The 13,527-nt window shown below is 61.3% G+C and carries 16 protein-coding genes; 5 read left to right on the top strand and 11 right to left on the bottom strand.

What is annotated here, in order from left to right; genetic code table 11:
* The 5 genes from ACH2CW_RS04695 to ACH2CW_RS04675 form a co-directional block, all read left to right on the top strand.
* A partial coding sequence (locus ACH2CW_RS04695; RefSeq protein ID WP_395055680.1) for a SlyX family protein occupies positions 1-192 on the top strand: 192 nt, incomplete at its 5' end.
* Between the two features lie 81 nt (positions 193-273).
* Complete coding sequence (locus ACH2CW_RS04690; RefSeq protein ID WP_395055679.1) at positions 274-636, top strand: nuclear transport factor 2 family protein; 363 nt, start codon at positions 274-276, stop codon at positions 634-636.
* A gap of 43 nt (positions 637-679) precedes the next feature.
* Positions 680-973 carry a YciI family protein gene (locus tag ACH2CW_RS04685; protein WP_395055678.1) on the top strand — a complete coding sequence of 98 codons (294 nt, stop codon included), beginning with the start codon at positions 680-682 and terminating at the stop codon, positions 971-973.
* Positions 974-1,095: 122 nt separating this feature from the next.
* A complete protein-coding gene (locus ACH2CW_RS04680; protein ID WP_395055677.1) occupies positions 1,096-1,566 on the top strand; it encodes a GNAT family N-acetyltransferase in 471 nt (156 codons plus the stop codon).
* A gap of 5 nt (positions 1,567-1,571) precedes the next feature.
* On the top strand, positions 1,572-2,003 hold the full coding sequence (locus ACH2CW_RS04675; protein ID WP_395055676.1) for a GNAT family N-acetyltransferase: 432 nt from the start codon (positions 1,572-1,574) through the stop codon (positions 2,001-2,003).
* A 108-nt stretch (positions 2,004-2,111) separates the two neighbouring features.
* Here ACH2CW_RS04675 and ACH2CW_RS04670 read toward each other — a convergent pair whose 3' ends face one another.
* The 11 genes from ACH2CW_RS04670 to ACH2CW_RS04620 form a co-directional block, all read right to left on the bottom strand.
* Positions 2,112-2,999, bottom strand: coding sequence for an alpha/beta fold hydrolase (locus ACH2CW_RS04670; RefSeq protein ID WP_395055675.1), 888 nt, complete (start codon positions 2,997-2,999; stop codon positions 2,112-2,114).
* A gap of 45 nt (positions 3,000-3,044) precedes the next feature.
* Positions 3,045-4,187, bottom strand: coding sequence for an ABC transporter substrate-binding protein (locus ACH2CW_RS04665; RefSeq protein ID WP_395055684.1), 1,143 nt, complete (start codon positions 4,185-4,187; stop codon positions 3,045-3,047).
* A 46-nt stretch (positions 4,188-4,233) separates the two neighbouring features.
* Positions 4,234-5,316, bottom strand: coding sequence for a branched-chain amino acid ABC transporter permease (locus ACH2CW_RS04660; RefSeq protein WP_395055674.1), 1,083 nt, complete (start codon positions 5,314-5,316; stop codon positions 4,234-4,236).
* A gap of 105 nt (positions 5,317-5,421) precedes the next feature.
* Complete coding sequence (locus ACH2CW_RS04655) at positions 5,422-6,405, bottom strand: branched-chain amino acid ABC transporter permease (protein WP_395055673.1); 984 nt, start codon at positions 6,403-6,405, stop codon at positions 5,422-5,424.
* Complete coding sequence (locus ACH2CW_RS04650) at positions 6,402-7,127, bottom strand: ABC transporter ATP-binding protein (protein ID WP_395055672.1); 726 nt, start codon at positions 7,125-7,127, stop codon at positions 6,402-6,404. Before ACH2CW_RS04650 ends, ACH2CW_RS04655 begins: the two co-directional genes overlap by 4 nt.
* Entirely contained in the window at positions 7,124-7,954 is an 831-nt protein-coding gene (locus ACH2CW_RS04645; RefSeq protein WP_395055671.1) for an ABC transporter ATP-binding protein, read from the bottom strand. Before ACH2CW_RS04645 ends, ACH2CW_RS04650 begins: the two co-directional genes overlap by 4 nt.
* Positions 7,955-8,134: 180 nt before the next feature.
* On the bottom strand, positions 8,135-9,328 hold the full coding sequence (locus tag ACH2CW_RS04640; protein ID WP_395055670.1) for a substrate-binding domain-containing protein: 1,194 nt from the start codon (positions 9,326-9,328) through the stop codon (positions 8,135-8,137).
* Positions 9,329-9,472: 144 nt separating this feature from the next.
* A complete protein-coding gene (locus tag ACH2CW_RS04635; protein WP_395055669.1) occupies positions 9,473-10,972 on the bottom strand; it encodes a sigma-54 interaction domain-containing protein in 1,500 nt (499 codons plus the stop codon).
* 218 nt (positions 10,973-11,190) lie between these two features.
* A complete protein-coding gene (locus tag ACH2CW_RS04630) occupies positions 11,191-11,406 on the bottom strand; it encodes a hypothetical protein (RefSeq protein ID WP_395055668.1) in 216 nt (71 codons plus the stop codon).
* A gap of 289 nt (positions 11,407-11,695) precedes the next feature.
* Positions 11,696-12,007: a c-type cytochrome gene (locus ACH2CW_RS04625; RefSeq protein WP_395055667.1), complete on the bottom strand. Its 312-nt coding sequence runs from the start codon at positions 12,005-12,007 to the stop codon at positions 11,696-11,698.
* Between the two features lie 70 nt (positions 12,008-12,077).
* Positions 12,078-13,340, bottom strand: coding sequence for a PQQ-dependent sugar dehydrogenase (locus ACH2CW_RS04620; protein ID WP_395055666.1), 1,263 nt, complete (start codon positions 13,338-13,340; stop codon positions 12,078-12,080).
* Positions 13,341-13,527 lie beyond the last annotated feature (187 nt).

Below are 13,527 nucleotides of genomic sequence, written 5' to 3'. Positions count from 1 at the left end.
CTGACCGAGCTTGAGATCAAAGCCAGTTTCACCGAAGACCTGCTCGACAAACTCGACAGCGTCATCGTGCGCCAGCAACAACAAATCGACGCCTTGATCCGCGAGATTGCTGACTTGAAGCAGCAGGCGCCGGTGGACGGCGGTGTCGGTGCGGCGCGCAGCTTGCGGGATGACTTGCCGCCGCATTTTTGAGGGGATGCCTCCTTCTTTTGCAGGGTGTGCGGTCGTGGCGCACTGTCTAGAATCGTGCGATACAAATTATTTGAGAGCCTCATGCAACCCCGTGAACTCGTCAGAGCTTGGGTGGCCGCATTCAACCGTGCTGACCCTGATGCGCTCGCCTCGTTTTACACAGAGGACTCAGTGAACCACCAGGTCGCCGAGTCGCCGGTATGCGGTCGTTCGGCCATTCGTGCGATGTTCGCAGCTGGGTTTGCCTCCGCGACCATGGTCTGCATCCCGGAGAACCTCTTCGAGGACGGCGAGTGGGCCATACTGGAATGGCGCGATCCTCTCGGGCTAAGAGGTTGCGGCTTCTTTCACGTCATGGGCGGCAAGATCGTGTTCCAGCGTGGCTACTGGGACAAACTGCCGTTCCTCCGCGCTCAAGGCATTCCGGTGCCTGCCGGGCTGTGAGCACGAGCTCTAAAAGTCGAGCGCCACGCCTCCATTAGCCACCATGCTGTTTGCCGTGATATTCACAGACAGGTCCGGCCAGGGCACGCTGAGGGCGGAGCATCTGACAGCGCACATCGAATGGGTAGCGGCACACCAGGACGTCGTGTTGGTGGCGGGCTCGCTGCGATCAGAACCTGAAGCCATTCCAAGAGGTGGCTTGTGGGTGGTCGATGCAGCGTCAAAGCAGGAAGTGCTCGACCTCATGAAGTCAGATCCGTTCTACACCTGCGGCTTGCGAGACCGCGTGGACGTGTTTTACTGGAGCAAGGCGCTCCAGCGGAAGGTACTGGTGTAAGGCCCGACAGGTCGTTGGGTACCGCGATCGCGTGCTTCGATGCGATGCGCCTGGCGCCCCTACCTTCCTGCAGCCACCCACCGCCAACATCGACATCAACGACCCCTCAACACACCCACCTTATGCGAATCGAAATCGACGACCTCTCCCGCCCTGCCATCCAGGAACTCCTGAGCGAGCATCTGGCGAACATGTACGAGTTGAGTCCACCAGAGCAGGTGTTCGCCCTGGATCTGTCGAAGTTGAGGTCTCCGGACATCACCTTCTGGACCGTCTGGGACGACGACCTGTTGCTCGGGTGTGGTGCGCTGAAGGAGTTGACACCGACGCATGGGGAAATCAAGTCCATGCGCACGCCGGCAAAACTTCGGGGCCGCGGCGCTGGCCGTGCCGTCCTCCATCGAATCATCGAGACCGCCAGAGAACGCGGGTATAAGCTGATCAGCCTGGAGACGGGCACACATCCTGCGTTCTCGGTTGCACATCAGTTGTACAGAAATGCAGGCTTTCAGGAGTCAGGCCCCTTCGCCAACTACAAGGAAGACCCGCACAGCCTGTTCATGGAACTTCGGCTGTCCGGGAGTGCGGCATAACAACCATGCCCCTCACATGGACCGATCAACTGACCGGCAACGACTGGCACGAACTCTCCGCGCTGTATCTGGCCGCACCGCTGGGCAACAAGAGCCCTGAAAACCTGCAGACCGTCTTCACAAACAGCATGTTCCGGTGCTTCGTCAGCGAAAACGGCAAGCTTGTCGGCGTGGGCCGCGTGCTGGCCGATGGTGTGGACTGCGCTTACATCTGCGATATCGCCGTGCTGCCAAGCCATCAGGGCACCGGTCTCGGCAAGCAGATCGTCCGCCACCTCGTGGACCTGTCGCGCGGCCACCGCAAGATCATTCTGTATGCGGTTCCCGGCAAGGAAGGCTTTTACCGCAAGCTGGGCTTCAAACGCATGACAACTGCCATGGCGATTTTTGACGATCAGGCGAGTGCGCTGGAGCGGGGCTACATCAACGAGAGCTGATGCATGGATAGCGGGTCAAGCCCGCAATGGCGAGCCAAAAGCGTAGCGCCCTGCATTTTTTGCATCAAATCAGCCTCCGGCCCTTATCCAGGAAGCGCAAGCAGCTATTTATTCAGTAGCAACGCCAACCCGACTCGCCGCCTTGATAAACGCCGCCACCCGCTCCAGCTGATCCGGCACATTAAGCGCCGGCGCATGACCACAGCCTTCGATCTCCACCACTTGCGTCAAACCCCGTGCTCCGGGTCCGCGTGTCAGCATCTCGGCCGTGGTCTCGCGCAGCACCAGGTCGGAGTCGGCGCCGCGCAGGCAGAGCACCGGGATAGTCAGCGCGTCGTAGTGGTCCCAGATCAGGTAGTCGTCCGGGTGGTGCGTGAATTGCTGCACCATGGCCGGGTCGTAGTGCGGCGTGACCTGGCCATTGGGCAGGCGACGTGTCGATGTTTCGGTCAGCCGCCGCCACTGCGCGTCGCTGAGCCAGCCGTAAGGCTTGTAGACCTGGCGCAAGAAGGCTTCGAGCTCGCGCACGGTGTCAAAGGCCGGCGGGTTGCCGGCGTAGGCGCGTATGCGTTCTATCGCTGCGTCGGCAACCTGGGGCGCGGTGTCGTTGAGCACCAGGCTCTGGATGCGCGGCTTCAGGCCGGGCTCGAAAATACCCGACGCGCACACCATGCCGATGGCGCCGCCCATGGAGGTGCCGACCCAATGCGCCTTGTCAATCTGCAACTGGTCAAACAGATCGGCCGCAATGCGTGCATAAAACGAGAGCTGATACTCATTGGCCGGGTCCGGGCTCCACTGGCTCATGCCGCGGCCAATCGTGTCGGGGCAGATCACGCGGTAACGCGTACTCAGATGCGCAGCGAATTCGTCCATGTCGCGCCCGGTGCGCGCCAGCCCATGCCAGGCGATCACGGTCGCGCTGTGCTGCGAGCCCCATTCGGTGTAATGGATTTCGCGGCCGGCGCAGCTGATGTAATGCGACGTGAAGGACATGGACAGGACTCTCTGTGATCAGTTGGTATGCGTCGCGCAGCAGTGTTACTTCAGCAGCTTGCCGGTACTGCCGATCACCGTGACCTCGACATAACGCGATCCGATGCGGTTGCTGGGCGAGTAATTGACGATCACGCCGCCGGTGTCGTAACTGTTCATGCCTTCCAGCGCCTTGACTACCTTGGCGCGCGTCGGATTCGGGCCGGCGCGGCGCAAGGCCTCCACCAGCACCTTGGCGCCTACAAATTCCTCAAAGCTGGTGTAGTTCACCAGCTCTTTGGGCGCGTACTTCTTGAGCAGCGTCTGGTACTCGCGCACCACCGGCGTGTTGGGCATGAAGGGATAAGGCACGACCTGGCTGATGCCCAGGCCGTGGGCGTTTTTCAGACCGGCCAGCTTGACCAGCTCAGCCGGGTCCACCACCGAGATGTTGTAGAGCTGCGCGCCGCCGCCGGTTTCGCGGTACAGCTTGACAAACGCCGCGGTGGACTTGTTGACCGAAATCATGATGATGGCCTGCGCGTCCGAGGCCTTGATCTTCCTGACGGCTTCTTCGACCTTGTCGGTGTTACGTTCATAACCGGCGGCCACTGCCAGTTTCAGGTTGCGCTTGGTCAGTGCGTTCTCAACACCGAGCAGCCCTGCTTTGCCGAAGCCGTCGTCCTGGTACATCACCGCAATGCGGCTCATGCCCAGGGTCGTGACCTGCTGCACCATGTGTTCGGCCTCGTCAGCGTAACCGGCGCGCACATGGAAGATCCACGGGTTGAACGGGTTGCGCAGCGACTCACCACCGGTATAAGGCGCCACCAGCGCCGCACCACCGACGTCGAGCACGCCGTCAGTCAGCAACTGGGTGACATTGGCGGTGCCGGCAAAACCAAACAGGGCCACCACCTCCGGTTTGGCCAGCATCTCGCGCGTCAGGCGCACGGTCTCGGCCACCTTGTAGCCGTCGTCCACCACCTCGTGGCGGATTTTGGCGCCGTGGATGCCGCCGGTTGCATTGATGTGCTCGAAGTAAATCTTTCCGCCCGTGACCATCTGGTGGCCGGTGCTGGCCAGCACACCCGAGAGAGGCGCGACCTGGCCGATCACGAGGTCGGCGGCTGACACCAGCCCGCCTGCTGCGCTCAAAGCCAGCGCGGCTACCGTCTGTAGCCCCCAATGCTTGAGAGTTTTCTTCATCATGGTTTGTCTCCTGCTTGTTGTTGCCTGGGTTCAGGCTGTTTGTCTACGACCGACTCGCTAACTTGTTCAGACGCGCGGCGCGCAGCCGCCCCACCACACCGGTGGGAAAGTAATACACAGACAACACAAACAGCAGGCCCAGCCAGAGCAGCCAGCGGTCAGGAGAAAGAAGGGCCGCCAGCCAGGGCAGGCCGGCGGCGGCCTCGCTGCCCAGGCGCAGCAGGTCTTGCAGGTAACTTTGCGCCACCACAAACAAAACCGCGCCGATGGCCGAGCCGTAAATCGTGCCCATGCCACCGATCACAACGATCAGCAACACGTCGATCATGATTTCAAACGACAGTGAGGTGTCGGGCCCGTTGTAGCGCAGCCAGAGCGCCAGCATGGCGCCGGCCAGCGTGGCAAACAGCGCCGACAACACGCTGGAGGTGGTGCGGTAAACCACCACGCGGTAACCGATGGCTTCGGCGCGAAACTCGTTTTCGCGGATGGCCTGCAACACACGGCCAAACGGAGAATTGACGATACGCAGCAGGCTCAGCAACAGCACCACGGTGACTACAAACAGCAGGTAGTAGCACAGCAGGCGTCCGTCAATGGACACACCGAGAAAGGGTTGCTCAAAAAACTCCATGCTGGGCGACAGCAGTTCGGGCACCTTGAAGCTCAGGCCGTCTTCACCGCCGGTGATCTCCGACAACTGCGAGGCCAGGGTCTGGAAGGCCGAGGCCACCGCCAGCGTGATCATGGCAAAAAAGATCGCCTTGACCCGCAGCGAAAACAGCCCCACCAGCAGCGACAGCACAAACGACAGCGCCAACGACGACAGCAGCCCAACGACCAACGCCTCCCAGGTCGGGCCCAGGCGGGTGCTTGCCACCGCGATGCCATAAGCACCAATGCCAAAAAACATGGTGTGCGCAAAACTGACGATGCCGGTGTAGCCCAGCAGCAGGTCAAAGCTGGCCACCAGCACAATGAAAATCAGCACCTTGGCCGCGACGTTGAGCGCCTTCACGCCTGGAAAAATAAACGGCGCAAAAGCCAGTGCCAGCAACAGGCCAACAAGAATGACGGCGAGAACGCGGCTGCGCGGAAAGTCGCCGGAAAGAACGCGGGTCAGCATGGTATGTCCCGTTCGCCCTGAGCTTGTCGAAGGGTAGTCGTGGGTTGGAGGAAAGGCTTCGACAAGCTCAGCCCGAACGGATACGAGGTGTTCATGTCTTGACCTTCAGCGGTTGGTCACGGGATAAATGCCCTGGGGCCGCCACAGCAGCACCGCGGCCATCAGCGCGATGTTGGAAAACAGCGCCACCTTGGGCGCCAGAAAGCCGGTGTAGTTGGCCATCAGGCCCACCAGCAACGCGCCTATCAGGGCTCCGCCGGTGGAGCCGAGGCCGCCGATGATGATGACGATGAAGATCAGCACATTGACCTGGGCCCCCATCTGCGGCGTCACGCCCTGCTGGTACAAGCCCCACATCACGCCGCCCAGTCCGGCCAGCGCGCTGCCAACCACAAACACGCCGACAAACAGGCGTTTGATGCGGTAACCCAGGGACTCGACCATTTCACGGTCCTGTACGCCGGCACGAATCAACAATCCGATCTTGGTGCGACTGAGCGTCCAGGCCAGCATGGCAAACACGGCCAGCCCCACGACCACGGCCATCAGGCGGTATTTCTCGATGGCCGCGTCGCCGACCAGCAGCGAGCCGCGCATGCCTTCGGGCAGCGGCAGTGCAATCTGCGCCGGGCCCCAGATGACCTTGATCAGTTCCTCGCCGATGATCATGCCGCCCATGGTGATCAGGATCTGCTTCAGATGCTGGCCATACACCGGCCGCACGATGAAACGCTCAAATGCCAGGCCAACCGCGCCCGCCACCAGCATGGCAATCAACATGGCCGGCAACACCGCCACCAGGTTGCGCCACAGCTCCTGCGATCCAGTCCAGTCGCTCATGGCGCCAAGCACGCTGGTGGCCACAAACGCGCCGAGGGCGATAAACACGCCATGGCCAAAATTGAGCACATCCATCAGGCCGAACACCAGCGTCAGGCCCGAGGCAATGATGAAGATGATCATGCCCATGGCCAGGCCCGCTACCGTCAGCGTGAGCCAGGTGGAGCTGGAGCCGATGAACGGAAAAACCAGCACGGCCAACAAAGGGACGAGGGCCAGCGGTTTCCAGTCGAAATCAAGAGTTTTCATATAGCGAGTCCCAGCAGCGATTGCTGCAACGCGGCGTCTGCTGCCAGTTCCGCCATGGACCCGGCGTGCACGACGCGGCCGTTGTCCATCACGGCGACGGTGTCGCCCAGGCGTTTGGCAAAGTTGATGTTCTGCTCGACCAGCAGGATGGTGACCCCGCTGGCCTTGAGCTGCGCAAACGCGTCAATCATGTTGTTGATGATGGCCGGCGCCAGGCCCTTGCTGGGCTCGTCGACGATCAGCAGTTCTCGCGGCTCGACGATCGCACGGGCCACCGCTAGCATCTGTTTTTGCCCGCCCGAGAGTTTGCCGGCCGGGTGGTTCCAGAACTTTTCCACCGCCGGAAACAGCGAGAAGATCCACTTGAGTCGCGCCTCGTCCATCTGGCTGGCGCGGCTGGCACTGCGCGCGGCCAGCAGCATGTTTTCCTTGACGGTGAGGTCAGAGAAGATGCCCATGCTTTCAGGCACATAAGCAATATTGAGTTCGGCGATCTGCGGCGTATTGAGCTTGGTGATGTCGCGGCCGGCAAAACTCACTTTTCCCTGCGAGGCCTGCCACAGGCCCATGATGGTGCGAAGTGTGGTCGTCTTGCCGGCGCCATTGCGGCCCAGCAGCATGGTGAGTTGCCCCTTCGGTATGGCCAGGTCCACCCCATGCAGGATGTGGTATGCGCCGATGTGGGTGTGCACGCCTTCCAGCGTCAGCAAATTTTGGGTCATGGCTGTTCACTCCTTTCCCCTCGAGGGGGAAGGCCGGGATGGGGGGGCGTCCCGTCTTGCGCGGAGGCGTTCTGGGGGCTTGCCCCCAGATAAGCCTCTTGCACCACCGGCGAGGCAATTACCTCAGCCGGTTCGCCATCAGCCACCAGCGCGCCGTTGTGCAGCACGATGATGCGGTCGGCCAGTTCGCGCACCACATCCATCTTGTGCTCCACCAGCAAAATCGTTTTGGTCTTGTCCTGCTTCAGCTGGCGAATCAGGTTCAGAATCACTGGCGCCTCCTCGGTGCTCATGCCGGCCGTCGGTTCGTCGAACATGAAGGCCTTGGACTCCAGCGCCATCAGTAGCGCGACTTCGAGCTTGCGCTGGTCGCCATGCGGCAGGCTGGCCACCGGCATCTGCGCCTTGCTCTCCATCGCCACGGCCTCAAGAATTTCTTCGGCCCTGTGCACCAGCGCCTTGTGATCGCTCCAGATGCTCCAGAGGTTCAAACCGCGCCGGTGCGGACCGTGGCGCGTGGCCTGCACCGCCAGGCGTACGTTCTCCAGCACCGTCAAATTGGGAAACAGGTTGGTGAGCTGGAAGGCCCGGCCCAGGCCGGCGCGTGTGCGTGCCGAGGCACTTTTGCCTGACAGGCTTTGACCATCCAGCGTGACGGTGCCGCTGCTGGCCTTGAGTTGACCCGAAATCAAATTGAAATAGGTCGTTTTGCCCGCGCCATTGGGGCCAACAATGGCCGTCAGCGTGCCCGGTGCGAAAGTACACGAGACAGCATTGACCGCCACATGCCCGCCGAAGCGGACCGTGAGTTCGTTTGTTTGAAGCATATTCTTTGGCTCCCCAAAACAGCGGGAGCGCGTAGCGAGCGAACAAGAAACCGGGCGGTCGGTCGCCCTCCCCCGGTCTGTCATCCCGGACCAGATCCGGGATCCATGTCTGCACACCGCAGATGCACGGTTAGCGCGGCGTGGATTGCGGGTCACGCCCGCAATGACAGTACGGGCAAATTAGCGCTTATTTCTGATCGGGATATTCATTTCCTCGGCCTTGATCTCACGCACCAGCTCAGGCACGCCCCAGGCAAACGCCGGGTCCACCTTGATCTTGAAGTGGTACATGCTCTGCATGGCCTGGTGGTCTTCCTTGCGAAAAGTCATCTTGCCCTTGGGCGTGTCAAAACTCATGCCTTCCATGGCGGTGATGAGTTTGTTGGTGTTGGTGTCGCCATTGGTCTTCTTGAGCGCGGTCACGACGGCCATCGCGGCAGAAAAACCACCAGCGGTGAAGAAGTCAGGCGGCGCCTTGAACTGTTTGTAATGCTCGGCGACCATCGCCTCGTTCACCGGATTCTTGGGGATGCCGAAGTAGTAATACAGGGCGCCTTCCATCTCGGGGAACTGCTTGTAGGCGACCATCGCGGGCAGGATGTTGCCACCCGTGGCCAGCTCGATGCCGTAGCGCTTCTTCAAATCCAGGTCGGCGATTTTGCTGAAGGGTGTGGGCGCACCGGACCAGCCCACCGAGATGTACTTGCGGCCCGGCTGGTCCTTGAGCTTGTCGATGATGCGTTGCAGACCGGCGGTGAAGTCGGTGGTGCCGACGGGAAGGTATTCCTCATGCACCACCTTGGCCTTCTTGGTGAAGTCCTTGGCCGCCTTCACGCCATCACGACCAAAAGCGTTGTCGTTGGCGAGAAAGGCAATCACGTTGCCCGGCTGGTCCAGCGCGGCCGCGTTGGCGGCGGCATCCTGCGAGCTGTTGCGGCCGGTGCGGAAGATGTACTTGTTCCATTTGTCGCCGGTAATCGAATCGGCCACCGCCGGCTCAACCAGCAGGATCTTCTTGTATTCCTCGGCAACCGGCAGCATGGCCAGCGCGACCGGCGAGGCGGTCGGGCCAACCGCGATGTCGACCTTGTCGTCGGCATAGGCGGCAGCCAACAGGCTTTTGCCCACATCGGGCTTGCCCTGGTCGTCTTTTTCAATCACAACAATCTTTTTGCCGGCGACCATCATGCTGCCGCCGGTGGCGTAGCTCAGGCCCATGTTGAAGCCAACAATGGTCTGTTTGGCATACGCCTCCAGCGGGCCGGTTTTGCTGGCGATCAGCGCAATCTTGACTTCTTTGGACTGACTCAAAGCCAATGGCGAAACAAGGGCGGTAGAGATGGCGGCGAGCGCGATCAGGGTACGACGATGCATGGATGTCTCCTGTTTTGGGTTACGCACCAGGATTGCACAGGTCGTGCCAGCTTCAAGTCATTGATTTATATGAGTATTTTTTCAATACTATTGAAATTGTCTGAAATAAATACAATATTTATGTATTTATTTCAGACAATTGCTCTATTTTCGATCAGGGTTATCCAGACGTTCGTACAACTTGGCGCGCGAAATTCCGAGCAAGCGGGAGGCCGCCAGTTTGTTGCCCCCGGTCGCGTGCATGGCGGCGGCAATCGCCCGCCGCTCGACCTGTGCAATCTGCTCGGCCAGCGGCCGCAGCGGGTCGCTGGCCGACAGGTCTGCTCCTTCCATCGCGGCCGGCGCAGGCGCGATGCGTTCGATGCCAGCCTCTTTGAGCACTTCCTCAAACTGCGCCCGTTCGATGTTGGCCGAGTCACTGCGCATGGCGGCCTGCTCCAGTACATTGCGCAGCTCGCGGATGTTGCCGCGCCAGGTCTGCGCCGACAGCAGCGCCAGCGCATCGGCGGACAGCTCGGGCTGGCGGTCACCGCTGCGCAGCGCCATTTCTTCGCCCAGCACCTCCAGCAGCGCGGGAATGTCCGAGCGCCGCTCGCGCAGCGGCGGCACGCGCACCGGCAACACGTTGAGGCGGTAAAACAGATCTTCGCGAAACTTGCCTTCGCGCACCAGCACCGCCAAATCGCGCGAGGTGGCCGCAATCAGCCGCGCGTCAAACGGAATCAGCTTGTTGGAACCCAGCGGCTCGATCTCGCCCTCCTGCAGTGCCCGCAGCAGCTTGGCCTGCAGCGCCTGCGGCATGTCGCCGATCTCGTCGAGAAACAGCGTGCCGCCGTCGGCCAGCTTGAACTTGCCGTCGCGGCCCTTGCGGTCGGCGCCGGTGTAGGCACCGGGTGCCACGCCGAAAAACTCGGCTTCCAGCAGCGTGTCGGGCACGGCCGCGATGTTGACGCTGATGAAGGGCCCGCGCGCGCGGCTCGACGCCGCGTGGATGGCATGGGCCAGCAGTTCCTTGCCGGTGCCGGTTTCGCCCAGCAATAACACCGGGCTCGATGTCTGCGCCGCGCGGCGCGCCTGGCGCTTGACCTCGACCGCCGCCGGGCTGGTGCCTATGAAACTGGCAAACGTGTGTTTGGACTGGCGCTGGCCGCCGGTGTGCTGCAGGCGCTGGCTGGCCAGCTCACGGCGTGCGTCGTCCAGGTCACGGTGCAGCAGCGCAAACTTGCTGATCAGCGGCTGCAAGGTGGTCTCGGGGTGGTCGAACAGCACGATGCCGATGGCGCCAATGATGTCGTCGCCGCTTTCGTCGCGCAGCGGAATGCGGCTGACCACAAAGGTGCCGGCGCGATTCGTCAGCAGGTCGATCAGAAAGGCTTCGCCGGTTTCCAGCACGCGCCGCATCTGCGTGTTCGGAATGACCTCTTCCACCATGTGACCGACAAACTGGTCCACCGAGGAAAAGCCCAGTGCCGGCAAGAACCGCTTGTAGCCCTCATTGACCCAGACGATGCGGCCAGTGCGGTCCACCAGAAACATGCCCTGGCTGATGCTGGAGAACAAATGAAACATCGACCGTGCCGCCAGCTCCAGAATGCTCTGGGCGTCGCGCGGCAGGCCGTGCGTCGAGGTAGCTGGCGTTTCCATGCGTCGATGGTAACGCCGCCGAGCCAGGCACCGGGTCAACGGGAACCCCTCCCACATTTTTCAATCGGCGGTCTGCACGAAGGTATCGACAATGTTTGGTTATCGATAGTCAACGAAGAATCGTGCCAATGACTGCTTGGGGCGGCCAACCGCACGATCACGATTCTGTTTTGAATGACTGCAAGCGGCGGGGGCAGTCCGTCGTCGACGCGGACCGATCAAGGAATCACGACACTGAACTCGTCGGCTGGACTCGCAAAGTAGCCCCGCATGGGGGGGCTGCCCATGTTCGAGGTGATGGTCGCCGACACGCGCTGAACACCGAGCGTCGAGAACGTGACGGCAAAGACACCGTTGCCGACAATATGGCCGAAATTTACGAGGAAGGTCTTGGGCCGGAACGCCGCACCGGGATCGGTTGAGTTCAAGGTCACCGTGTAAGACCCTTGGTCGAAGCCACAGGTCACACTGATGGTCCCGTGCACAGGAACACCTCGTGCTACCGCCTTGGGAGCGGCGGTGGTTGGCGCGGGAGCTGCGGGGCACGAGCCGACCCCGGGTTCGACATAGTGGAAGCTTTGGCAAAACCCGTACGGCGTGGCAACGGCAAAAGCGAGCACCAACAAGCTTCTGCACATTGCTGCACTCATCTTTGCCCCGGGAGTCTGGAGATGCCCGTCACGCGCGTCGCGAGTACCTGCCGTTCTCGCGGGCACGAAACGATCACTTCACGGACAGCACGTACTCCGCCAGAGTGCGCGCCTCGGCTGCCGACACTTGCGGCTGCGGAGGCATCACGTCTTGGCCCCAAACGCCGGTACCACCACGCCTGATCTTCTTCGCCAGCACATCGACGGCGTTCTTCTTGTCCGCGTACTTCGCCGCAACCTCCTGGAAGCTAGGGCCGTACTTCCGCTTGTCAACGTAGTGACAAGCAGCGCAGTTTTTTTTCAAGACCAGTTCCTGATTGGCGCGCACTGAAGCCGCGCCGCCCAGCAGGCCAATGACGACAAGGCATTGAATGGTGATTCGCAACGGTATCTCCTTCTTCTTGCATGGAACGAAAAAACGCGCCGCCTCTCGACAGCGCGTTTGCAAGTTGCAGTTACTCCGGCTTCACACGGATGATTTTGCCCTGGTCTTCGAGCGCGACATACAGGTTTCCGTCCGGGCCCTGCTCACATGCGCGGAACCGCCCGGCGACCGTCGGCCACGAAAAATCGGTTTTCTTTGAGGTCAAGCCATCGGCACTGATCTTCAGCAGATCGAGGCGATTGCCCACCGGCGTGCCATGGATGCCAATGCCGGTGTAGCCGACCACCATCTGGCCGTCCCAGTCCTTCCACTGCGACCCCGAGAGGAAGGTGTTGCAGAACATCCCCTGCGACAGTCCGTTATTGTTCCACGCCGGCTTCATCGCCTTGGGATACGTCTTGAGGTCGGTCATGGGCATGAAGGCCGCGCGCTTCTTGGGCTCCATGGCGCCCATCTGGTTGGGCGAGTAGCCGCAGTAGTCATCGGGGCAGTCCTTGCGGCCGCCGATGTTGGGACGCGGGTCCCAGCCGGCATTGCCACCGTTGACGAGGGCCGTCACCTCGTCGCTGTGCCACGGGCCGTTTTCTGCCGTGAACGGACGGTTGTCGCCAGGGCGGAACGCGATGGCCTGGGGGTTGCGGTGCCCGTAGGTGAACACGCGCGGATCGAAGCCTGCCGGCGGCTTGTTGTCCGGCGCTGCCTTGCCGTCCCTGTCGATACGCAATACCTTACCGCCGATGTACTTTGGATCCTGAGGCCCGATACCCAGGTGGTTGTCGCCGGTCGTCACGTAGAGAAAGCCATCTGCAGGGCTGAAGCGGATCCGACCGCCGTTGTGCGCACCGGGGCCGCCGAAGGGATGCTTGGTGGCCTTGGGCTTGTAGCCGATGTCACCCACGATGTCAGTGCGGTCCGAAACACCCGTCATCGCTTCGTTGACCTTGAGCCGCATGACCCGGTTGGAAAGTTTGTCGCCCAGCTTGGAGCTGGAGAAGACGTAGATGAATCGATTGCTGGCGAACTGCGGGTCGATCGCCACGCCCATCATGCCAGCCTGTCCGTCGCAAAACAGATCGGCGCCGGACGACGCGTAGCCGGCGGTGGTGCCGACGCCATGCAGCTTGTTGATGGTGCCCGATGGCATTCGTACAGAAAGCCCCTTGCACTTCTCGGTGAAGAACATGGTGCCGTCCTTCATGAACGCCATGTCCCAGGGGGAGTCGATCTTATCGACGAAGTCTTGTGTCGAAACGGTTGGTGCGGCCGCGAACAAGGCGCCCGAAAGCGCCAAGCCAACGGAAGCGGTCAAACCATATTTCATCATATGCGCCATGTCTGGTTGCTCCTGTGGTTGTTGAAATTATCAAAAATGGCCTCTGTCCACCCGACCGCTGGCGAAGCCTCTGAACCCTGTTGCGGCGAACGCGGTCGAAAACTACAATAAGACATGTACAGCGTCACCACTACTCGTGTAAACCCGTGTTCCGCCTAATCATGCGGCGATCGCGCCCGCCACTCGT

The sequence above is a fragment of the Polaromonas sp. genome, assembly GCF_043778355.1.
Classification (GTDB): Bacteria; Pseudomonadota; Gammaproteobacteria; order Burkholderiales; family Burkholderiaceae_C; genus Polaromonas.
Note: the sequence above shows the minus strand (reverse complement) of the source record. Positions and strands in the feature narration are given on the sequence as shown.

Bases quoted from the DNA above. Each gene is read 5' to 3' on its own strand.
- ACH2CW_RS04690 (WP_395055679.1), top strand. From the start codon at position 274: ATGCAACCCCGTGAACTCGTCAGAGCTTGGGTGGCCGCATTCAACCGT.
- ACH2CW_RS04685 (WP_395055678.1), top strand. From the start codon at position 680: ATGCTGTTTGCCGTGATATTCACAGACAGGTCCGGCCAGGGCACGCTG.
- ACH2CW_RS04680 (WP_395055677.1), top strand. From the start codon at position 1,096: ATGCGAATCGAAATCGACGACCTCTCCCGCCCTGCCATCCAGGAACTC.
- ACH2CW_RS04675 (WP_395055676.1), top strand. From the start codon at position 1,572: ATGCCCCTCACATGGACCGATCAACTGACCGGCAACGACTGGCACGAA.
- ACH2CW_RS04670 (WP_395055675.1), bottom strand. From the start codon at position 2,999: ATGTCCTTCACGTCGCATTACATCAGCTGCGCCGGCCGCGAAATCCAT.
- ACH2CW_RS04665 (WP_395055684.1), bottom strand. From the start codon at position 4,187: ATGAAGAAAACTCTCAAGCATTGGGGGCTACAGACGGTAGCCGCGCTG.
- ACH2CW_RS04660 (WP_395055674.1), bottom strand. From the start codon at position 5,316: ATGCTGACCCGCGTTCTTTCCGGCGACTTTCCGCGCAGCCGCGTTCTC.
- ACH2CW_RS04655 (WP_395055673.1), bottom strand. From the start codon at position 6,405: ATGAAAACTCTTGATTTCGACTGGAAACCGCTGGCCCTCGTCCCTTTG.
- ACH2CW_RS04650 (WP_395055672.1), bottom strand. From the start codon at position 7,127: ATGACCCAAAATTTGCTGACGCTGGAAGGCGTGCACACCCACATCGGC.
- ACH2CW_RS04645 (WP_395055671.1), bottom strand. From the start codon at position 7,954: ATGCTTCAAACAAACGAACTCACGGTCCGCTTCGGCGGGCATGTGGCG.
- ACH2CW_RS04640 (WP_395055670.1), bottom strand. From the start codon at position 9,328: ATGCATCGTCGTACCCTGATCGCGCTCGCCGCCATCTCTACCGCCCTT.
- ACH2CW_RS04635 (WP_395055669.1), bottom strand. From the start codon at position 10,972: ATGGAAACGCCAGCTACCTCGACGCACGGCCTGCCGCGCGACGCCCAG.
- ACH2CW_RS04620 (WP_395055666.1), bottom strand. From the start codon at position 13,340: ATGGCGCATATGATGAAATATGGTTTGACCGCTTCCGTTGGCTTGGCG.